Raw genomic sequence first — 19,999 nt, forward strand, 5'->3', positions numbered from 1 at the left:
GCGCGCGCCGTCAGCGCGACGAGACAGGGCGCAGCTCCAGCGGGAAGGTGCCTCGCAGCACGGTGCCGCCGTCGGGTCCATCGCTGATCGTGACGTCCCCGCCGAACGTCCGTAACGTGTCGCGCAACAGCCGCAGTCCCAGGTGCCCGTCCTTGCCGGGGATGCCGTCGCCCCCCGAGGCCCCCGCGGTCCCGACAGGGCCGTCTGGTCCGTCGGACCCGGAGCGCAGGCCGACACCGTCGTCGCGCACCTCGACCGTGGCCCGGTCGTTCTCGACGGCTGCCGTCACCTCCACCGTGGTGGCGTGGGCGTGCTTGGCCACGTTCCTCAGCGCCTCACGCACGATGCGGTAGGTCAGCTGGGCGACGGCCAGAGGCTCGCCCAGTCGTGAGTCGACGGCCACGGCCACCTCCGTGCCGTGGCGCCGTTGCCGTTCGGCGAGGTCCTGGACGGCAGGCTCCAGCCCACCGTGCTCGAGGTCCGCCGGGTAGATGTCGGTCAGCAGCTCGCGCACGCCGCCGACGCCGCGGGCGACGTCGGTGCGGACCTGCTCCAGCAGGCCACGCGCGGCCGTGGCCTCGTCCGGCAGCGCCGCCGCCACCGTCGGCAGGGCGTAGCCGAGCGCGACGATGTCCTGGACGATGCCGTCGTGGAGGTCCTGAGAGAGACGACGCCTCTCGAGGTCGGAGGCAGACAGGGCCTGCGCCATCACCGCCTCCCTCTCGGCGAGGCCGCGGTCGACGCGTCGGGCGAGCGACAGTGCGAGGGGGAGCAGGGCGAGCGCCAGCAGCAGCAGCGCCACGAGACCGAGCATGGTGAACTGCCAGCGGATGTCGCTGACGTCCTGGCGGATCCGTTCGGTCGGCCAGTAGGCCTCGAAGACGAGGGGAGTGCCCTTGTCGGCCTTGAAGCCGACGTAGACCTCGATCAGCTCCTCCTCCGACCGCTCCTGGGCGTTCTCCGGCTTGTCGAGGTCTGACACCTGACCAGTCGCCTCCGTGGTGCCGAAGAGCTCCGCGACGTCGGGCTCGAGCTGGAACGTCTGCCCGGTCACGCCCGGTTCATCGCTCCACAGCACCCGGCCGCTCGCGGTCCAGATCTTCATGTGCTTGATCGACCCGTCCGCCATGCGGGTGCGCATGAGCCGGACGAGGGCGTCCGTCGCGGCAGTGTCGCCGGCGAGCACCTTGTCGTCGATGAGCGGTGCCACCACGGATTTGGCGTAGGCGACGCTCCGGGTGGTTGCCTCGCGGACCGACAGGCGCTCGGCCAGAGGTGTCGACAGCAGAAGCGTGCCCGTCGCGACGAGGGCGAGCACCGCCAGGCTCCAGAGCACGAAGCGGATGACGGCGCCACGGACCACCTTGGAACGGCCGCGCTGGGGGACGTCGAGCTGCGCGTGCGACCTGACTGGATTCCGCACGGTGGTCTCCGACGTCGCAGGCGGGAGGGTGACGGCCATGGCTTCAGTCCTCGGTCGGGAGCTGGATCAGCCTGCGGCGCAGGGCGATCATGACGGCTTCGAGCTGGCTGTGGGCGTCGAGCTTCACGAGGAGGCTCTTGATGTAGCCGCGACACGTGAGGACCGAGATCCCGAGCGCACGAGCGATGGTCGTGGGATCACGTCCCTCGGCCAGGAGCGTGAGCACCTCCCGCTCGCGCGCCGTCAGGAGGTCGGGGGTGGGTCGCGGCGCCGTGGACGTGCCGATCAGCGTGCGCAGCAGCAGCGGGTGCACGGCGAAGCCGTCACGCGGGGCCGTGCGCAGGGACTCCATCAGCTCCGTCAACGGACCGCCCTTGGGCAGCACCGCACAGGCCCCGGCCTCGGCGGCGCGGGTCAACAGGGACTCGTCGATGTGGGCCGTGAGGACCACGACGCGGGTCTCGGGGCGGTCGCTGGTGATGGTGCGGGTCACGTCGACGCCGTCGCCGTCGTCGAGTCGGACGTCCATGACGACGACGTCGGGGGAGGCTGTGGCCACGAGGGCCGTGGCCTCGCGCGCGCCGTGGGCCGTGCCGACGCACTCCATGCGGGGCTCGGCCGAGATGGCGAGGCACAGCGCGTCGGCCAGGGTCCTGTGGTCGTCCACCACCAGGACTCGCAGGACGTCGGACGACATCGAGTACCCCCTCACGGGGCCGGCGCCCCCCGGCGCTCCCCCTGGCCTCCCAGTATCACGGCAGTCGTCTGAGCGCGACGGAAAACGGACCCAAATACTGGGGGGCGTCCCACCCGTGGATGGAAGGTCCGCCGGCGTCGACCGCGGCGCACCATGTCTCTGAGGGGAGCTGCCCGGGCACCAGCCGGGCCCAGGAGCTGGCGGGTGAGCCGGCGCTGGCGGTGGCGGTGTACGTGCGGGCGTTGGCGTTGGTGGCGCGGCCGTTGGTGCCGGACGAGGCGGGGTGTGACCCGGGGCCGCGGTTGCGGGCGGTGTTCCGTCGGCTGTTGGCGGCGACCTCGGAGCAGGATGACCGGTTGCGTGATCTGGTGGCTGCGGTGGTGCGCCTGCACCACGTGCTGGACACCTCCACGCCCCCGCACCGGCCCGAGCCCGAGCCTGGTGAGCGTGGCGAGGGTGGCGACGGTGGTGGGCAGCGTTCTGCTGCTGCCCAGCCGGGCGCACTGCAGGAGGACTGCAGCCGGCTCATGGCCCTCATCCGCGCAGCAGAAGCACGAGCCCGCGCTCTCGCCGCGCACCCTGCTTCGGTGACGGTCGCCTCGGCTACGGGTTGAGGACTCGGCCCTCGACCGTGTCGAGGTCGGCTGCGCCGAGATCGCGTGAGTCGACGGAGCTCGCCCGGGCATCACCGAGCAGGAAGACCGCGCCCGTCGGCACCGTGACCGGTCCGAACCACACGCCGTCGACCGACTCGAGGTCCACGAACGGCTCGTCCACAGGCGCGCCGTTGACGACCAGGGCCCCGTCGTCGAGCTCGACGGTGTCGCCGGCAACGCCGACCACGCGCTTGACCAGCGAGGTGCCGCGCACGGCGCGGGCGGCAGCGTCGACGCGGTCCGGGGACAGCCCGACGACGGCGCCGGCGGCGGTGGCTGCGGTGGCGGTCTCAGCCCACCGGGTCCCGTCGAGCACGACGACGTCCCCACGGGCGACGGGGCCGGCCCAGGGCTTCTTGAGCAGCAGCACCTGCTCGCCGGGTTCCAGGGTGGGGGTCATGGAGTCGGAGCTGACTCGCACGGGCTGCGCCACCCACGTCAGCGTGGCCGCGAGGGCCGTGGCCACGACGCCCACGAAGACTGCCCGCCGGGGTCGCGTGACCGTTCCGCCGAGTCCCCGTCGCCGGGTTGCGGGCGATCGGGCAGGAGTGGTCTCGAGGGCAGGTGACCTGCCCTCGAGACCGGTTCCGGCGCCGTCCGGCGCCTCGCGGCTCACGTGAAGCGCACCAGGGCCCACACGACCCAGCCGCAGACGCCCACGGCGAGGAGGAGGTTGCCCACGGACCGACGCTGTGAGGCGGGCAGCATCCCGATGAGCAGCGCGAGAGCTCCCAGTTCGGCCACGACGCAGACGAGGTCGAGGGCGCCCACGGTCTCGACCGCCGCATCGGCGCCGGAGCCAGGGATGATAGGCATCCCGTTTCCCTGGCCGCCGGGCACCTGCGACCCGCCGTGGTGACTGCCACCGAGGCCGACACCGTGCTCCACACCGCCCGGGTGGAAGGGCAGGCCGATGGTGCGCGACACGACGTAGAGCGCCACCAGCCCGGAGGTGAGCAGCACCGCGGCCGGCACGAGCCGGGCAGTGAGGCCTCGCCACAGCGCCTGGGCGGGCCAGAGCTGACCTGCCGCGACGACGATGAAGAAGACGCCGGCGGGTGCCCACTCCTCGAAGTGCTCCGGCGCCACGACGAGGTGGACGAGGCAGGCGACGCACATGAGCGCTGCAGCTGCCCGTGCCTGGGTGGCGTGCGCCGGGTCGGTGGAGGGCACGGAAGCAGTGCTCGGGTGCCGCCCCGGGTGTGGGGTCGAGCCCGAGCGCGAAGCCGTCGTCGACACGGTCGTCACCGCCTCAGAGGTCGGAGATCTCGGGCAGCGACGTGCACGGGTCGCTCAGCGGGTCGATGACGTCGTTGTCGGCGCGCACCTCGAACTGGCTCATCATGTCGTGGTCCTCGTGCACGAGGTTGTGGCAGTGGATCATGTACTTGCCCCGCCCCTCGAAGCGCGCGACGACGCGCACGGTCTCGTTCTCGCCGACGTAGACCACGTCCTTGGGGCCGAGCTCGTGCGGCATGGGCGGCTTGCCGTTGCGGTCGAGGATGCGGAAGTCGATGAGGTGGATGTGGACCGGGTGGAACCATCCGCCCGAGGAGTTGCGAATCTCCCAGATCTCGACGTCGCCCTCGCGTGGGTTCGCCTCGACGAGTGTGAACTTGCTCTTCACGACGTCGTCCCACGTGTGCCCGTTGATCGTCCACATGCCGTGCTTGCGCACGAGGTCGAGGCGCCGTGTCCGCACCGCATCGGCGGCCGTGAGCAGCATGGCCGGGTTGGTCGGGTTGAGGGCGTCGGGGACGGAGTTGTCCGAGCGGTCGAAGTCGTCGGCGACGACGTCGAAGGCCATCACCTTGTTGGTGTTGGCGTAGTCGATGTTGTTCTTCGGGCTCGTGTTGCGCAGCACGACGCGGCGCCCTGCCGGCAACTTGCTGAAGTCGATGACCACCTCGTAGCGCTCGGCGGCGCCGTGCCGGAAGCGCTGCACGGTCTGCGGATGTGGCATGAGGCCCGCATCGGTCGCGATGACGGTCATGGGGTCGCCCGAGTCGAGCGACCACTGGTACGAGCGCGAGATGGACGCGTTGAGGATGCGGAAGCGGTAGCGGCGCCGCTTGACCTTCATGACGGGCCACGGCACCCCGTTGACCAGGACGACGTCGCCGTACATCCCCGACTCGCTGTGGTTGTCGAAGAAGAGCGACCCGTCGCTCGCGAACATGGCGTCACTGACCAGCAGCGGCACGTCGAACTCGCCCTTCGGGATCGGGAGCGAGCGCTCCAGCGGGTCGACGAGCTGGTACTGGGCGGCGAGGCCCATGAGCACGTTCTCCGCCGTGTGGTGGAGTCCGTGGTCGTGGTACCAGAGCGTCCGGGCGGTCTGGGTGTTCGGGTAGACGTAGTCCTTGTACTGGCCCGGATTGGTGATGTCGCTCGCGTAGCCGTCGTACTGCGGCAGCGACGGGGACCCGTGCAGGTGGACCGACGTCCACGGCGTGTAGTTGAGAACCGGGTGCTTGCCCGGCAGGTTGTTGACCTGTCGCATCACGGTGCGCCGGCCCTGGGCGACCTTGACGGTCGGGCCGGGCACGAGTCCGTTGTAGCCCCACAGCGGCGTCTGCAGGCCGGGCACCACCTCCGCCTGGAGGGGCTTCATGTAGACCTTGTAGAAGTCGGTCGTGGTGTCGGTGCGGTACGGCTGCAGGACCGGCGGCGTCCGGAACGGCAGGGTGAACGGCTGGGGGAGTCGGCTGCTTGCGAGTCGACCCTGTGCGCTGGACTTCGCACTCACGGTGCGCTCCAGCGGCAGGGCCAGGGCGGCGCCCCCGACGACGCCCAGCTTCATGAGGTCTCGGCGAGACAAAGACATGGTTCCTCCCTTGGTCATGTCCTATCCGACTCAAGAGGAACCCAGCGACCTTGTTGATACCTTGGGTGAATCGGCCCGAACAGCAACGCAATTCGGACATCTGAGGGTCATTGGGGCAAGTGGCCCGTTCCAAGGTTTTCGCAAGGGCCGGGACCGAGACTGGGTCTGCACCCGATCAGGGTGCGGAGACGTCGTTCACACGGCTGACGCCGACCCGGTGCGTCGTCGACCGTCCTCGGCGGGATCGCCACCGCGGTGGTGATGAGAAGTCCTGTGACCTGATCCCCCAGGAGAGGCGGGCGTCCCCAAGCGGGCGCCCGCCACTGGTGTGCCGCCGCCGTGCCGTTGCGGCGGCCGCGGCTCAGGCGTCCACGCCGAGCAGCACCGGGAGCACGGTGCGCTCGAGCTCGCCGACGGCCAACGAGCGGGGCTCGACCAGCCTCTGCGTCATCGAGCCCTGCGCCAGTGCGATGGCAGCACGGACGAACACGTCGGTCGGCATGGGCAGGGTGAGGCCCTGACGGGCCACCGCCTCGTCGACGACGGCCACCAGCTCGTCGCGCACCCGCCGCTGCTGGGCGGCCCACGCGCGTCGGGCGCCGGCGTCTCGGATGGCGTGCAGGGTGAACTCGGTCGTCAGGACCAGCCACTGCTCCTTGCTCCGGGTGTCGTCGGCAAGAGCCGCGAAGACCGCCTGCAGCACCTCGTCGGCTCGCGCGTGCTCCTGCTTGCTGGCTGCGCGGATGCGCTCGACGAGGGCCTCGGAGTGCCGGCGTGACAGCTCGAGCACCAGGTCGTCCTTCGAGGAGAAGTTCGAGTAGAACGCCCCCCGCGTGAAGCCCGCGCGGTCGCAGATGTCCTCGACGCTGGCCCCGTGGAAGCCCCGCTCGGCGAAGACCTCGCTGGCAGCCTCGAGCACGCGGTCGCGGGTCGCCTGCCGGCGGGCAGTGATGCGTCGGGGAGCTGGTTCCCGGGACGTGACGGACGGCATGTCTCCAAGGATACGCCCTCGAATTGAATACAGAAGCGTATTGGATGCATACTTGTATCGAAAGGCGGGAGGTGCCCGCCTGGAGGATGGGTCAAGTGAACGAGCGCCACGTGGTCGCGCAAGACGTGTCGGTGCGCGGCACGCACGAGCCGTTCGTGTCGGGAATCGGGTTCACCGCTCCTGCCGCGGAGGTCACCCTCGTCGGGGCGGACCCCGGCGTCGGCCAGGTGGCCCTGGCCCTCGCGGTCGGGGGACGCGTCGACCTGCTCACCGGATCGGTGTCGGTCGGTGGTTCGACCGACCGTGCCCAGCTCCAGCTGCGCACCCGCCTCGTCGACGTGCCCGACGTGACCGCCCCCGAGGACGCGCTCCCGCTCCGTGCCGTCGTGGCAGAGGAGCTGGCCCTCGCCGAGCGACCGTCGTCGCGCAAGGACGTCGCAGCCTTCCTCCGGGACCGAGGTCTCGCCGAGCTGGGTGGCCGCCGTTGGGAGAGCCTGCCCACCGGCGTGCGCACGTCGTTGCTGCTCGAGCTCGGCGCGTGGCACCCGCAGGTCCGCGTCATCGTCCTCACCGGCCCGGACCGCCACGGTGGCGATCCCCTCGAGTGGTTCGATGCCGCCCGGTCCATCGCCGACCGCGGCCTCACCGTCATCGTGCTGTGCGCCCCGGCCACGGCCTCGACGCTGGCCCACCACACCTCACTCCCGGACGCCCCAGTCCCGGACGCCTCCGAGCCCGACGCCTCCGACCTCACCACCGAGGGAGAGCCCCTGTGAACCCCGTTCGTCTCGCCGTTGCCGAGCTTCGCCGCCTCACCGCGTCGCGACTCGCCCGTCTCGCCCTCGCGGCCCTCGTCCTCGTGCCGACCCTCTACGGCGGGCTCTACCTCTACGCGAACCACGACCCGTACGGCGCGTTCCCGCAGGTCCCGGCGGCGGTCGTCAGCGAGGACGCCGGCACCGCGCTGAGCACGGGGGAGAGGCTCCAGGTGGGGGGCCAGGTGGCCGACCACCTCGTCGAGTCGAAGACGTTCGACTGGCACCGCGTCTCGCGCGACGAGGCGATGCACGGGGTCGACGACGGGACGTACGCGTTCGCCGTGGTCCTGCCCAAGACCTTCTCGGCCGACCTCGCATCGACAGCGGAGTTCACGCCGCGGCAGGCGACCTTGGTCCTCGAGACCAACGACGCCAACAACTACATGACCTCCATGATCGGCAACCAGGTGATCAAGCAGGTCACCGCGACCGTCGCCGGCGAGGTCAGCCAGACCGCCGCGAGCCGGCTGCTTCTCGGCTTCAGCGACGTGCACGACCAGCTCGCCAAGGCCGTGGACGGCTCCGACAAGCTCCGCTCAGGGACGGCGAAGGCCAGCGACGGCGCGCACCGGCTGGCGACGGGTGCACACTCCCTCGCCGCCGGCCTGAACGAGCTCGCGGCCGGGGCGCGGAGCCTCGACGCCGGCCTCGGCCGAGCGGGCGCCGGCGCCGAGGACCTGCGGGCGGGCGCGGCCCGGCTCGCGTCCGGCCTCTCCACGCTGCAGTCGCGGACTGCGGCCCTGCCGGCACAGACCGACCACCTCGCCGACGGTGCCGCCCAGGTCGCGGCGGGCAACCGCCAGATCGCCGGCTACGGCGCCCAGGCGGCCCACGCGTCGACACAGCTCAAGAGCCGCATCGCCACCGACCGGGCCGGACTGCTCTCGACCCTCCGGGATCAGGGGCTCACCGACGCCCAGCTGGCCGTCGTCGAGTCACGGCTCGACGTCGTCGACGGCTACGTCGACACCGCCGATACCACGATCCAGTCCGCGTCGGGCGACCTGACGAGGCTGTCGAAGGGTGCCGACCAGGTGGCCACGGGTGCGCGCGCGCTCGCCAACGCCACCCCCGCACTCACCGACGGCATCGCCCAGGCGCATTCGGGCGCCGCGCAGGTGCGGGACGGTGCCGGCACGCTGGCGACGGGCCTCGACCGGCTCGAGGGCGGGGCCGACCGCCTCGTCGACGGAACGTCGTCGGCCGCCACAGGTGCAGGCTCACTCGCCTCCGGCTCGACGTCGCTGGCCTCCGGGCTCGACTCGCTCGCCAAGGGCACCACCGACCTGCACGCTGGCCTGGTCAAGGGGCGTGACGCCGTTCCTGACCCGACCGCCGCGCAGCGCAAGGCCATGGCCCAGACGATCGGCAACCCCGTCGGCGTCCAGAACGACTCGCTGTCGTCGGCAGCCTCGTACGGCGCCGGGCTCGCCCCGCTCTTCATGAGCCTCGCCCTGTGGATCGGCGCCTACGTGCTCTTCCTCTTCGTGCGGCCGCTCTCGCAGCGCGCCCTCGCCACGAGCCAGCGTTCGTTCCGAACCGCGCTCGGCGGCTGGCTGGCGCCGGCGGTGATCGGCGTGGTCCAGGCCGCAGCGCTCGTGCTCGTGGTCGGGCGCGGCGTCGACATCCAGATCGCCCACCCGCTGCTCGCGTTCCTGTTCCTCTGCTTCACCTCGATGACGTTCGTGGCGATCCTGCACGCGCTCGCCTCCCGGTTCGGGGCGGTCGGCAAGTTCCTCGGTCTCGTCTTCATGGTCGTCCAGCTCGTCAGCGCCGGCGGCACGTTCCCGTGGCAGACGCTGCCGGCGCCGCTCCAGGCCGTTCACCACGTCGTCCCGATGAGCTACGCCGTCGACGGCCTCCGGCGGCTCCTCTACGGCGCCGACCTCGCGCCGGTGCTCGGCGCGGTGGGGATGCTCGCGGCATACCTCCTCGGGGCGCTCGTGGTGTCGACGGTCGCGGCGCGACGGTCGCGCGTGTGGACGCCCAAGCGGATCAAGCCCGAGCTCGCGCTCTGACGCGACCCGCCGCCACAGGTCGCCCCATGGGCGGGCGTTCCGGGCTGACAAGCGGCCCGTCGCGGAGCATGCTCTAGACGTATGAGCAGTGCGTCGAGAGAGAAGACCCTCATCCTCATGCGGCACGCCAAGGCCGAGGAGGGGCTCGGCAAGGCCGACCACGACCGAGAGCTTGCGACGCGGGGCCGCCGTGACGCCAAGGCCGCCGGCAAGTGGCTGCACGAGCAGGGCCTCGTGCCCGACCTCGTGATCTGCTCGACGGCGCAGCGCACCCGGCAGACGTGGGAGGAGGCCTGCCACGGCGGCGCCCACACCGAGTTCGTCGAGTACCGCCGCAGCGTCTACCTCGGCGGGTCGGAGCAGACCCTCGAGACGGTGCGCGAGGACGCCGGAGAGACCGCGACGGTGCTGGTCGTCGGGCACAACCCGACCATGGCCCAGCTGACCAGCCTGCTCACCGACGGTGAGGGCTCGCGCGAGGCCCATGACGCCCTCGGCGCTGGCTTCGTCACGAGCGGGCTCGCGGTCCTGAGCTATGCCGGCGACTGGGCCGACATCGACTTCGGCTCGTGCGCTCTCGCGCGCTTCCACGTCAGCCGCGGCCACGACGACTGAGCCTGCTGCCCCAGCGATCATGCTGTGAGATGCGGTGTCCACCCAGCGGACACGGTCCTATGCTGCTGGCATGACGCAGACGCCTGACATCAAGCCCCGCAGCCGCGACGTCACCGACGGTCTGGAGAAGACCGCGGCACGGGGGATGCTCAGGGCGGTCGGCCTCGGCGACGACGACTTCGCCAAGCCCCAGATCGGCGTCGCGAGCTCGTGGAACGAGATCACCCCCTGCAACCTGTCACTCGACCGGCTCGCCAAGGCGGTCAAGGACGGCGTGCACGCCGGCGGCGGCTACCCGCTCGAGTTCGGCACCATCTCCGTCTCCGACGGCATCTCGATGGGCCACGAGGGCATGCACTTCTCGCTCGTGAGCCGCGAGATCATCGCCGACTCCGTCGAGACCGTCATGAACGCCGAACGCCTCGACGGCTCAGTCCTTCTCGCGGGTTGCGACAAGTCGCTCCCGGGCATGCTCATGGCAGCGGCGCGCCTCGACCTCGCCTCCGTCTTCCTGTATGCCGGCACGATCCTCCCCGGTGTCGCCAAGCTCTCCGACGGCACCGAGAAGGAGGTCACCATCATCGACGCCTTCGAGGCGGTCGGGGCCTGCAACGCCGGACTCATGTCGCGCGAGGACGTCGACGCGATCGAGCGGGCCATCTGCCCGGGCGAGGGCGCCTGTGGCGGGTTCTACACCGCCAACACGATGGCCGCTGTCGCCGAGGCGATCGGCATGTCGATCCCGGGCTCGGCCGCCCCGCCGGCGACCGACCGCCGCCGCGACATGTACGCCCGCAAGTCGGGCGAGGCCGTCGTCGAGCTGCTCCGCCGCGGCATCACGGCGCGCGACATCATGACCAAGCCCGCCTTCGAGAACGCCATCGCCGTCGTGATGGCCTTCGGCGGCTCGACCAACGCCGTGCTGCACCTGCTCGCGATCGCGCACGAGGCCGACGTCGACCTCACCATCGAGGACTTCCGCCGCATCGGCGCCAAGGTGCCGCACCTGGCCGACGTCAAGCCGTTCGGCAGCTTCGTGATGAAGGACATCGACCACATCGGCGGCATCCCTGTCGTCATGAAGACGCTCCTCGAGGCCGGCCTGCTCGACGGCGACTGCCTCACCGTGACCGGCAAGACGATGGCCGAGAACCTCGACGAGATCAACCCGCCGCACATCGACGGCCGCGTCATCCGCGAGATGTCGCAGCCGATCCACAAGACGGGCGGCCTGACCATCCTCACCGGCTCGCTCGCGCCCGAGGGCGCCGTGGTGAAGTCGGCCGGGTTCGACGAGTCCGTCTTCGAGGGCACGGCGCGTGTCTTCGACGGCGAGCGCGCCGCGATGGACGCCGTCGAGGCCGGGTCGCTGCAGAAGAACGACGTCGTCGTCATCCGCTACGAGGGCCCCAAGGGTGGCCCCGGCATGCGCGAGATGCTCGCCGTCACGGGCGCCATCAAGGGCGCCGGGCTCGGCAAGGACGTCCTGCTCCTCACCGACGGCCGTTTCTCGGGCGGCACCACGGGTCTGTGTGTCGGCCACGTGGCTCCCGAGGCCGTCGACGACGGCCCGATCGCCTTCGTCCGCGACGGCGACACGATCCGGCTCGACGTCGCGAGCGGCACGCTCGACGTCCTCGTCGACGACGACGAGATGGCGCGTCGCCGGGCCGAGGGCGTCACCCACCCCGAGCCGAAGTACACCCGCGGCGTCCTGGCGAAGTACCGCAAGCTCGTCGGCAGCGCGAGCGGGGGCGCTGTCTGCGGCTGATCGACCGTCGGGCGTATGCCGTCAGGTGGCGCGGTCGCGGTAGACGCGGGGTGTCCGCCCCGTCGCCTCGCGGAACCTGCGGATGAGGTGCCGCTCGTCGCTGTAGCCCGTCGCCGCTGCGATGTCGCGCACCCTGAGGCCCGTGTGGACGAGCAGGTCGGTGGCGGCTGCGAGCCGGTGTGCCGACCGGTGCGCCCAGGGGCTGGTGCCCGTCGCCGCCCGGAAGCGACGGCGCCACGTCTCGTACGGGATCCCCACCTCGGCCGCGACGGCCCGCAGGTCGAGCGGCTCGGTCAGCTCGCCGGCGAGGAGCGCGACCGACCGCGTGAGCCAGTCGGTGTCGACGGAGTCGACGTCGCGGCGCGCACGGGCGGACGCGCCGCGCGCGTCGAGGAGAGCCGTCAGGAGCGTGAGCGCCTCGGTGTCGCGGCCGTCGTCCGTGGCCGGGCGTGGCCGGTCGAACGAGGCGAAGCGGGCCGCCCAGCGCCGCACGGGCAGACCGTGCACCAGCGGGTGCTCGACGGTCAGCGCTCCGGACCGGGCAGCAAGGTCGAAGACGGGCCCGTCGAAGACGACGAAGTGCTCGTCCCAGCCGCCCGAGTCGGCGCCGTACCAGTGCGGGTGGCCGGGGTGGACGACGACGAGGGACCCTGCGGTCAGGGGCTCGTCGTGCCGTGCGTCGCGGTACCGGCCGCGGCCGGCCGTGAGGAAGGTGAGGCCCCACGTCGGGTGCCGCCGCGTCGTCCCGGGCTGCAGGCCGCGGCCGGCCGTGATGCGGGCGGCGACGAGGACGTGGCCGAGGCGTGAACCGGTGAGGGCGGGGTCGGCAGGGGCCGTCTCCCGTGCCTGCTTCGGCGCTCGCGCCCGGCCCGTGCCCATCCCGTCATCCAACCAGAACGTACCCCTCCGACCAGGTCGTTCCGGACCTTGAACGGCGCCGTCTGGTCTGCTTCACGCAGGCGACGGCTGGTTCGGCCGCTCATGATTCGCGAGAGGACGGCGCTCACCGTGCCCATCGACACGTTCCCGGCACTCACCACGGCATACCCCGTCAGCGACGAGCAGGTGGCGGCGTACCGCGCTGACGGCTTCGTCCGGCTCGCCGGCGTGGCCGGCGCGGACGAGGCCGCGACCTGTCGCGGGCCGATCGCGGCGGCGGTCGCGCGCCTGAGCACCGAGTCGCGGCCACTCGCCGAGCGCGACAGCTACGGCATGGCCTTCCTGCAGGTGATGAACCTCTGGCGCCACGATCCGGACGTCGCCCGGTTCGTGCTCGCGTCGCGCTTCGCCGGCGTGGCCGCCCGGCTGCTCGGCGTGCCGGAGGTCCGGCTCTACCACGACCAGGCCCTCTTCAAGGAGCCCGGCGGCGGCCGCACGCCCTGGCACCAGGACGCGATGTACTGGCCCCTCGACGGGTCACGGTGCCTGACCATGTGGATGCCGCTCGTCGACATCTCACCCCGGCACGGCGGGCTCGCCTTCGCGCGGGGGAGCCACCTCGACGGGCCGCTCAGCGACATCGGCATCTCCGACGCGTCCGAGCACCACTTCGACCGGCTCGTCGCCGAACGTGGTCTGTCCGTCGACGAGCCGGTGGCGATGCGTGCCGGCGACGCGTCGTTCCACTCTGGCTGGACCGTGCACCGGGCTCTGGGCAACAGCTCCACTGACATGCGCGAGGTGATGACGGTCATCTGGTTCGCCGACGGCCTGCGGGTGCTCGAGCCCGCCAACGCCGCCCAGGCGAACGACCTCGCCTCGTGGCTGCCGGGTCTCGCACCGGGAGAGCCGGCGGCGTCCGGCGTCAACCCAGCGCTCGGCGGCTCCGGACGCTAGGTCGCAGGCGGCGGCGTCCAGTCGGACTCGGCACGTCCCTTGAGCCCGGCCGACTCCATCGCGAGGTAGCGGTCGGTCAGCCCGCGGTACAGGCGTCCGACGACGGAGCCGATCGGTCCCTGCTGGCTCACAGAGAGCGTCACGCGACAGCGGTTCCCGCCGGTGGTCTCGACCCTGTGGTGCGCGACGGTCCGGGCGCCCGCGCCACCGGACTCCCACGTGAACGACTGCCCTTCGGTCAGCGCCGTCACCGTCCACGTCACCGTCGGGATGCGCGGCTGGTCGATCGTGGCGGTCGCGCCGACATCGAGGGCGCCGCCGTGCAGGGTCACGCTGCGCACCGACGGCGTCCACTCGTGCCAGCGCTCGACGTCGGTCAGGATGGCCCAGACGCGGCTCGCCGGGGCGTCGATCTCGATGCTGGTGTGCTGCTCCACGACGCCTCCTCAGGCCTCGGCGGCGACGGGGGCGGCGAGGGTGGTCGACGGGCCGCCGACCACGTCAGCGGCCCAGTGGCGCCAGACGGAGGTCACCTGCATGCCGACCTTCTCGTAGAGCCCGAGCGCCCCGGTGCGCGAGTCGGTGGACAGCTCGGACCGGTCACCCCCGTGCGCGCGCCCGACCTCGAACGCGTCGACGAGCAGCGCCCGGGCGAGTCCTCGGCCACGCTGGTCGCGGCGTACGGCCAGCTTGTCGACGTACGCGCAGCCGCTCGAGACGATGACGAACGCCATGCCAACGACCTCGCCGACGGGATCGACCATGAGGCGCAGCTGCCACGGCTCGTAGCCGGGGCGGTGGACGACCGTGGCCGCCCACTCGTCGAAGGTCGCGCGCTCGCGCTCCGACCACTCGAGGAAGGCGTCCTCGTTCACGGTCCACGCCGCCTCGAGGTCGGCGTGGTCGCCCGGCTCGCGGATGGCGTACCCGTCGGGGGTGGGCTGCGACGCGATCGACTGCCCGGCAGGCATCTCGAGCACCCACGAGGTCCAGAGGTTGCGGTAGCCGAGCGCGGCAAAGAGGCGCTCGCCCGCAGAGTCACCGGGCACCGGCTGGCCGACGATCGTGCCGCCGTCACGCGCCCCGACGGCGCGGGTCCAGCGCGACAGCGCGGTGCCGATGCCGCGCCCGCGGTAGGCCGGGTCGACCGCACCGTCGGCCCAACGCGCCTTGTAGACCTCGGCGTACGCGACGAGGCGCTCGCCGTCGAGCACGCCGACGGTCTGGCTGGCGAGGTCGAAGGCCGGGCGCTGCCAGTCGCCCACGATGTCGGCCTCCTCGATGAGCACCTCGCCGACGTCGTGCTGCTCGCACGTGGCCATGAGCGCCGTGACCGCGGGGGCGTCGGCACGTGCCAGCGGGCGTACGGTCAGCGCCTGCGAGCCGGCCGGCAGGACGAGGGTGACCGGGTCGGCGCCGCCTGCGGGACCTGAGGGGTGAGAGGTGGTCATGGCTGCTCCTGATGGCGTGTGTCGAAGCCGATGCCTTGCGGCTCCATCGAGTCGCCATCGACTCGGAGCCCGAGCGCGGGCAGCAGGTCGGCGACGGTGCTGATCATGCGGGCCAGTGTCGCGAGCGCGCTCCGGCGGCGACAAGTGACTTTCGGCGCTCTGACGCCGCGGAAGCCGCCTAGGGGCGTCGCTCGTGCGGGACTGACAGTGGGTGAGATCACGATGCCACATCCTGAGACGCCGGTGACCCTCGATTGACACCACTGGGGTCGCGTAGGACGGTTGTCACGTGGCCCGACTCCTCGTACTTCCCTAGCGCGCCGACCAGCCCACCGGTCAGCGCGCTCCCTTCCGTCCCACCGCGGGACCGAAGGGTTTTTTTGTGGCTGGAGTCAGCCCGAACCGCACGACATCCGCAGGACCCACGAGTGCTCGAGACAAGGAAGAGATCGTGAGCGACACGACCAAGCAGGCGCCTTCGCCGGCTGACGTGGCCTCTCTGGCCCGTCCCCGACCCAATGAGGGCAAGCCCGTCGAGCCGGTCCCGGCGGCCGTCCCGGCCCTCGAGGTCACCGGGGCCCAGGCGCTCGTACTCTCGCTCGAAGCCATCGGCTGCGACACCGTCTTCGGCATCCCGGGCGGCGCCATCCTGCCGGCCTACGACCCGATGCTCGACTCGAAGAAGGTGCGCCACATCCTGGTCCGCCACGAGCAGGGCGCCGGACACGCTGCCGAGGGCTACGCCTCGGCCACCGGCAAGGTCGGCGTCTGCATGGCGACGTCCGGACCCGGTGCCACCAACCTCGTCACGCCTCTGGCCGACGCCCACATGGACTCCGTCCCGGTGGTCGCGATCACGGGCCAGGTCGCGAGTGCGGCCATCGGCACGGATGCCTTCCAGGAGGCTGACATCCGCGGCATCACGATGCCGATCACGAAGCACAACTACCTCGTCACCGACCCGGCGAAGATCCCGCAGGCGATCGCCGAGGCCTTCCACGTGGCGAGCACCGGGCGTCCGGGTCCGGTGCTGGTCGACATCAGCAAGGACGCCCTGCAGTCGCGCACCACCTTCAGCTGGCCGCCGAAGATCGACCTGCCCGGCTACCGCCCGGTGCTGCGACCGCACGGCAAGCAGATCCGAGAGGCCGCGCGCCTCATGGCGGCCGCGAAGCGACCCATCCTGTACGTCGGTGGCGGCGTCGTGCGCTCCGGTGCCAGCGAGGCGCTGCGTCGGCTCGTCGAGCTGACGCAGATCCCGGTCGTCACGACCCTCATGGCGCGTGGCACCGTTCCCGACAGCAACCCGCTCAACCTCGGCATGCCCGGGATGCACGGCACCGTCGCCGCGGTGACGGGCCTGCAGAAGTCCGACCTGCTCATCGCCCTGGGCGCCCGCTTCGACGACCGCGTGACCGGCCAACTGTCGACCTTCGCCCCTGACGCCAAGGTGATCCACGCCGACATCGACCCCGCCGAGATCTCGAAGAACCGTGTCGCCGACGTGCCGATCGTCGGGGACGCGGGCGAGGTCATCAAGGACCTCATCGACCAGGTGACCCTCGACCGCGCGACGGCCGAGAGCGGCACCTGGGACTACGGCGCCTGGCGTGAGCGCGTCGCCGAGTGGAAGTCGACCTTCCCCCTCGGCTGGACCGAGAGCGAGGACGGCACCTTGTCGCCGCAGTACGTCATCCAGCGCATCGGGGCGCTGTCGGGGCCCGAGGCGACCTACGTCGCGGGTGTGGGCCAGCACCAGATGTGGGCGGCGCAGTTCGTCCAGTACGAACGCCCCAACGCGTGGATCAACTCGGGTGGCCTTGGCACCATGGGCTTCTCGGTGCCGGCGGCCATGGGCGCCAAGGTCGCCGAGCCCGAGCGCACGGTCTGGGCCATCGACGGTGACGGCTGCTTCCAGATGACCAACCAGGAGCTCGCGACCTGCGTCATCAACAACATCCCGATCAAGGTCGCCATCATCAACAACAGCTCGCTGGGCATGGTGCGCCAGTGGCAGACGCTCTTCTACAACGAGCGCTACTCCAACACCGACCTCCAACCGATGAGCCAGCGCGTGCCCGACTTCGTCAAGCTCGCCGACGCGTACGGCTGCCTTGGCCTGCGCGCCGAGACACCCGACGAGGTCGACGCCGTCATCAAGCAGGCGCTCGAGACGAACGACCGACCGGTCGTCATCGACTTCATCGTCCACCGCGACGCCATGGTGTGGCCCATGGTCCCGGCTGGCGTCAGCAACGACATGATCCAGGCCGCCCGCCACGAGGCGCCGGTCTGGGAGCGGGAGGACTGAGCATGAGCAAGCACACCCTGTCGGTGCTCGTCGAGGACAAGCCCGGCGTGCTGACCCGCGTCGCAGCGCTCTTCTCGCGCCGGGGCTTCAACATCAACTCGCTCGCGGTCGGCCCGACCGAGCTGCCCGAGATCTCGCGCATCACCGTGGTCGTCGAGGTCGAGGGTGCCGCCCTCGAGCAGGTGACGAAGCAGCTCAACAAGCTCATCGAGGTGCTCAAGGTCGTCGAGCTCGACGCCCACGCCTCGGTCCAGCGCGAGATCGTCCTCGTCAAGGTCCGGGCCGACGCGGCGACCCGCAGCCAGGTCATCGACACGATCCAGCTCTTCAAGGCCAAGGTCGTCGACGTGACCACCGACGCCGTCGTCATCGAGGCGACGGGCAACTCCGACAAGCTGCGCGCCCTCCTCGACGTCCTCGAGCCGTTCGGCATCAAGGAGCTCGTCCAGTCGGGCATGGTCGCCGTCGGCCGCGGGTCGCGTTCGATCACCGACCGCAGCCTGCGCAGCGCCTGACCTCACTTCCACCCACCACCAGAGCAACAGCACCCGCAACCGAAGGAGAAGGCCACCATGGCCGAGATGTTCTACGACGACGACGCCGACCTGTCGATCATCCAGGGCAAGAAGGTCGCCGTCATCGGCTACGGCAGCCAGGGCCACGCCCACGCGCTCAACCTGCGCGACTCGGGCGTCGACGTGCGCGTCGGTCTCGCCGAGGGCAGCAAGAGCCGGGCCAAGGCCGAGGCCGAGGGCCTCTCCGTGACCTCGGTCGCCGACGCCGTCAAGGAGGCCGACCTCGTCGTGATCCTGACGCCCGACCAGGTGCAGCGCACCGTCTACGCCAACGACATCCAGCCCAACCTCAAGGATGGCGCCGCACTCCTCTTCGGGCACGGCTTCAACATCCGCTTCGGCTACATCAAGCCGGAGGCCGACGCCGACGTGCTCATGGTCGCCCCCAAGGGTCCTGGCCACATCGTGCGCCGCGAGTTCGCCGATGGCCGTGGGGTTCCCGTTCTTCTCGCTGTCGAGCAGGACGCGTCCGGCACCGCGTGGGACCTCGCCAAGGCGTACGGCAAGGCGATCGGCGGCCTGCGCGCCGGCGGCATCAAGACCACGTTCACGGAGGAGACCGAGACCGACCTCTTCGGTGAGCAGGCCGTGCTCTGCGGCGGTGCGAGCCAGCTGGTCCAGTACGGCTTCGAGACCCTGGTCGAGGCCGGCTACCAGCCCGAGGTCGCCTACTTCGAGTGCCTGCACGAGCTCAAGCTCATCGTCGACCTCATGATCGAGGGCGGCATCGCCAAGCAGCGCTGGTCGGTCTCCGACACCGCCGAGTACGGCGACTACGTCTCGGGTCCGCGTGTGATCGACCCGCACGTCAAGGAGAACATGAAGGCCGTGCTGGGCGACATCCAGAACGGCGCCTTCGCCAAGCGCTTCATCGACGACCAGGACGCCGGCGCCCCGGAGTTCAAGGCCCTGCGCGAGAAGGGTGCCCAGCACCCGATCGAGGGCACGGGCCGCGAGCTGCGCAAGCTGATGGCCTGGGTCAAGCAGACCGACTCGGACTACACCGAGGGCTCGGCCGCGCGCTGACCGTCTCTGCCTGGCGGCCGGTCACCCGTTCGTGGGGTGGCCGGCCGTCGTCGTTCACCGGCGGACAAAGGTCACCGTCCCGCCAGCCGGCTCGGCTGCTCGGCGAGCCACGCGGCGAACGTTCGGCCGCCCGTCTCGGCGCTCCCGGCGGCCGGCACGTTGGCCCGGCGGGCGAACGCCTTCGGGACAGTACCGACCGCGGGCAGGTGCACGACGCGGGGCGACGATGCGCCCCGGTGGGAGCGAACGAGAGTCGCGATGTCGCCGAGCGTGAGGACGTCTGGCCCGGCGAGGTCCGTCGCCCTCGCGTATGCCGTCGGGCGGCCCCCCAGCGCGAGGTCGGCCAGGCGGGTGGCCACGTGGTCGGTGTCGACGGGCTGGAACGCCATGTCGCCCATGGCGAAGGTCAACGGACCCTTCGTCAAGGTCCGCGCGAAGAACGCTGCGAGAGAGTGGAACTGGGTCGCACGCACGACGGTCGCCGGACCACCGGCAGCAGCGATGCCCTGCTCGGCCCGGAGCTTCCGCTTGTAGTAGGCCAACGGGTGGTCGTCGATGCCGACGATCGAGATGTGCACGAGGTGCACGTCGTGGGCGGCCGCGATGTCGGCGACCCGTCGCGTGCCGTAGACCGTCACGAAGTCCCCGGCGGACGGGTCGTCTGCGCAGTGCACGACGGAGTCGGCTCCTCGGAGGGCCGCGTCGAGCCCAGCGCCGGTCCTGAGGTCCACCCCGGTGCGGCGGCTCGCCGACTCCGCCTCGTGGCCTCGCTCGCGGATCTGCCTCACCACTCGGGAGCCCAGATCTCCTGCTCCGCCTGTCACGACCACTCGCACGTCACCCACGGTAGCCCTGACGCCGTGCCGGCGTCCCGGCATACGGACCGGGTGTCCAGCGACCAAGACACGAATGGGGTCCCGGACCGGTTCACGGAATGGTCACGTTCCGTGATTCTCGCCACCCGAGCCCCTAGACTCGCCGACG

The 19,999-nt window shown here is 71.2% G+C and carries 19 protein-coding genes; 9 read left to right on the plus strand and 10 right to left on the minus strand.

What is annotated here, in order from left to right; all coding sequences use genetic code 11:
- Positions 1-10: 10 nt before the first annotated feature.
- Together AC1DE0_RS03560 and AC1DE0_RS03565 are read right to left on the minus strand one after the other, a co-directional pair.
- A complete protein-coding gene (locus tag AC1DE0_RS03560) occupies positions 11-1,462 on the minus strand; it encodes a sensor histidine kinase (RefSeq protein ID WP_478097177.1) in 1,452 nt (483 codons plus the stop codon).
- A gap of 4 nt (positions 1,463-1,466) precedes the next feature.
- The gene (locus tag AC1DE0_RS03565) at positions 1,467-2,120 is read right to left on the minus strand and encodes a response regulator (protein ID WP_478097180.1); all 654 of its coding nucleotides are present in this window, start codon (positions 2,118-2,120) and stop codon (positions 1,467-1,469) included.
- 356 nt (positions 2,121-2,476) lie between these two features.
- Here AC1DE0_RS03565 and AC1DE0_RS03570 point away from each other — a divergent pair, with 356 nt between their 5' ends.
- Positions 2,477-2,734 carry a hypothetical protein gene (locus AC1DE0_RS03570; protein WP_478097182.1) on the plus strand — a complete coding sequence of 86 codons (258 nt, stop codon included), beginning with the start codon at positions 2,477-2,479 and terminating at the stop codon, positions 2,732-2,734.
- On the opposite strand, the gene lepB is transcribed toward AC1DE0_RS03570, so the two are convergent.
- From lepB to AC1DE0_RS03590, 4 genes are all read right to left on the minus strand, one after another.
- Positions 2,724-3,242 (minus strand): signal peptidase I, encoded by a 519-nt coding sequence (gene lepB, locus AC1DE0_RS03575; RefSeq protein ID WP_478097184.1) that lies wholly within the window; start codon positions 3,240-3,242, stop codon positions 2,724-2,726. The genes AC1DE0_RS03570 and lepB overlap by 11 nt on opposite strands.
- A 146-nt stretch (positions 3,243-3,388) precedes the next feature.
- Positions 3,389-3,949 carry a hypothetical protein gene (locus AC1DE0_RS03580; RefSeq protein ID WP_478097186.1) on the minus strand — a complete coding sequence of 187 codons (561 nt, stop codon included), beginning with the start codon at positions 3,947-3,949 and terminating at the stop codon, positions 3,389-3,391.
- 79 nt (positions 3,950-4,028) lie between these two features.
- Entirely contained in the window at positions 4,029-5,621 is a 1,593-nt protein-coding gene (locus AC1DE0_RS03585) for a multicopper oxidase family protein (protein WP_478097188.1), read from the minus strand.
- 343 nt (positions 5,622-5,964) lie between these two features.
- The gene (locus AC1DE0_RS03590; RefSeq protein WP_478097190.1) at positions 5,965-6,594 is read right to left on the minus strand and encodes a TetR/AcrR family transcriptional regulator; all 630 of its coding nucleotides are present in this window, start codon (positions 6,592-6,594) and stop codon (positions 5,965-5,967) included.
- A 95-nt stretch (positions 6,595-6,689) separates the two neighbouring features.
- Between AC1DE0_RS03590 and AC1DE0_RS03595 the strand changes: the two genes are divergently transcribed.
- From AC1DE0_RS03595 to ilvD, 4 genes are all read left to right on the plus strand, one after another.
- Positions 6,690-7,370, plus strand: coding sequence for a hypothetical protein (locus tag AC1DE0_RS03595; RefSeq protein WP_478097192.1), 681 nt, complete (start codon positions 6,690-6,692; stop codon positions 7,368-7,370).
- Positions 7,367-9,430 (plus strand): YhgE/Pip family protein, encoded by a 2,064-nt coding sequence (locus AC1DE0_RS03600; protein WP_478097194.1) that lies wholly within the window; start codon positions 7,367-7,369, stop codon positions 9,428-9,430. The genes AC1DE0_RS03595 and AC1DE0_RS03600 overlap by 4 nt, the downstream gene beginning before the upstream one ends.
- An 81-nt stretch (positions 9,431-9,511) precedes the next feature.
- The gene (locus AC1DE0_RS03605) at positions 9,512-10,045 is read left to right on the plus strand and encodes a SixA phosphatase family protein (RefSeq protein ID WP_478097195.1); all 534 of its coding nucleotides are present in this window, start codon (positions 9,512-9,514) and stop codon (positions 10,043-10,045) included.
- Between the two features lie 70 nt (positions 10,046-10,115).
- Positions 10,116-11,816 (plus strand): dihydroxy-acid dehydratase, encoded by a 1,701-nt coding sequence (gene ilvD, locus AC1DE0_RS03610; RefSeq protein WP_478097197.1) that lies wholly within the window; start codon positions 10,116-10,118, stop codon positions 11,814-11,816.
- Between the two features lie 21 nt (positions 11,817-11,837).
- On the opposite strand, the gene AC1DE0_RS03615 is transcribed toward ilvD, so the two are convergent.
- On the minus strand, positions 11,838-12,695 hold the full coding sequence (locus AC1DE0_RS03615; RefSeq protein ID WP_478097199.1) for a helix-turn-helix transcriptional regulator: 858 nt from the start codon (positions 12,693-12,695) through the stop codon (positions 11,838-11,840).
- A 102-nt stretch (positions 12,696-12,797) separates the two neighbouring features.
- Here AC1DE0_RS03615 and AC1DE0_RS03620 point away from each other — a divergent pair, with 102 nt between their 5' ends.
- Positions 12,798-13,652: a phytanoyl-CoA dioxygenase family protein gene (locus AC1DE0_RS03620; RefSeq protein ID WP_478097201.1), complete on the plus strand. Its 855-nt coding sequence runs from the start codon at positions 12,798-12,800 to the stop codon at positions 13,650-13,652.
- Here AC1DE0_RS03620 and AC1DE0_RS03625 read toward each other — a convergent pair.
- Entirely contained in the window at positions 13,649-14,089 is a 441-nt protein-coding gene (locus tag AC1DE0_RS03625) for an SRPBCC family protein (RefSeq protein WP_478097203.1), read from the minus strand. The genes AC1DE0_RS03620 and AC1DE0_RS03625 overlap by 4 nt on opposite strands.
- 9 nt (positions 14,090-14,098) lie before the next feature.
- On the minus strand, positions 14,099-15,103 hold the full coding sequence (locus AC1DE0_RS03630) for a GNAT family N-acetyltransferase (protein ID WP_478097205.1): 1,005 nt from the start codon (positions 15,101-15,103) through the stop codon (positions 14,099-14,101).
- A 451-nt stretch (positions 15,104-15,554) separates the two neighbouring features.
- Between AC1DE0_RS03630 and AC1DE0_RS03635 the strand changes: the two genes are divergently transcribed.
- Genes AC1DE0_RS03635 through ilvC form a run of 3 tightly spaced genes read left to right on the plus strand, consistent with a single transcriptional unit; the run spans position 15,555 to position 19,015 of the window.
- On the plus strand, positions 15,555-17,414 hold the full coding sequence (locus tag AC1DE0_RS03635) for an acetolactate synthase large subunit (RefSeq protein ID WP_478097207.1): 1,860 nt from the start codon (positions 15,555-15,557) through the stop codon (positions 17,412-17,414).
- 2 nt (positions 17,415-17,416) lie between these two features.
- A complete protein-coding gene (gene ilvN, locus AC1DE0_RS03640; RefSeq protein ID WP_442291727.1) occupies positions 17,417-17,929 on the plus strand; it encodes an acetolactate synthase small subunit in 513 nt (170 codons plus the stop codon).
- Between the two features lie 57 nt (positions 17,930-17,986).
- The gene (gene ilvC, locus AC1DE0_RS03645) at positions 17,987-19,015 is read left to right on the plus strand and encodes a ketol-acid reductoisomerase (RefSeq protein WP_478097209.1); all 1,029 of its coding nucleotides are present in this window, start codon (positions 17,987-17,989) and stop codon (positions 19,013-19,015) included.
- Between the two features lie 71 nt (positions 19,016-19,086).
- Here the strand turns inward: ilvC and AC1DE0_RS03650 are convergent, their stop codons facing one another.
- Entirely contained in the window at positions 19,087-19,893 is an 807-nt protein-coding gene (locus AC1DE0_RS03650) for an SDR family oxidoreductase (protein ID WP_478097211.1), read from the minus strand.
- Positions 19,894-19,999: the final 106 nt, after the last annotated feature.

The sequence above is a fragment of the Terrabacter sp. 05T424 genome (genome assembly GCF_056396225.1).

Excerpts from the sequence above, each read along its gene's own strand:
- AC1DE0_RS03560 (WP_478097177.1), bottom strand. The coding sequence starts at position 1,462 with ATGGCCGTCACCCTCCCGCCTGCGACGTCGGAGACCACCGTGCGGAAT.
- AC1DE0_RS03565 (WP_478097180.1), bottom strand. The coding sequence starts at position 2,120 with ATGTCGTCCGACGTCCTGCGAGTCCTGGTGGTGGACGACCACAGGACC.
- AC1DE0_RS03585 (WP_478097188.1), bottom strand. The coding sequence starts at position 5,621 with ATGACCAAGGGAGGAACCATGTCTTTGTCTCGCCGAGACCTCATGAAG.
- AC1DE0_RS03590 (WP_478097190.1), bottom strand. The coding sequence starts at position 6,594 with ATGCCGTCCGTCACGTCCCGGGAACCAGCTCCCCGACGCATCACTGCC.
- AC1DE0_RS03605 (WP_478097195.1), top strand. The coding sequence starts at position 9,512 with ATGAGCAGTGCGTCGAGAGAGAAGACCCTCATCCTCATGCGGCACGCC.
- ilvD (WP_478097197.1), top strand. The coding sequence starts at position 10,116 with ATGACGCAGACGCCTGACATCAAGCCCCGCAGCCGCGACGTCACCGAC.
- AC1DE0_RS03615 (WP_478097199.1), bottom strand. The coding sequence starts at position 12,695 with ATGGGCACGGGCCGGGCGCGAGCGCCGAAGCAGGCACGGGAGACGGCC.
- AC1DE0_RS03620 (WP_478097201.1), top strand. The coding sequence starts at position 12,798 with ATGATTCGCGAGAGGACGGCGCTCACCGTGCCCATCGACACGTTCCCG.
- AC1DE0_RS03630 (WP_478097205.1), bottom strand. The coding sequence starts at position 15,103 with ATGACCACCTCTCACCCCTCAGGTCCCGCAGGCGGCGCCGACCCGGTC.
- ilvN (WP_442291727.1), top strand. The coding sequence starts at position 17,417 with ATGAGCAAGCACACCCTGTCGGTGCTCGTCGAGGACAAGCCCGGCGTG.
- ilvC (WP_478097209.1), top strand. The coding sequence starts at position 17,987 with ATGGCCGAGATGTTCTACGACGACGACGCCGACCTGTCGATCATCCAG.
- AC1DE0_RS03650 (WP_478097211.1), bottom strand. The coding sequence starts at position 19,893 with ATGCCGGGACGCCGGCACGGCGTCAGGGCTACCGTGGGTGACGTGCGA.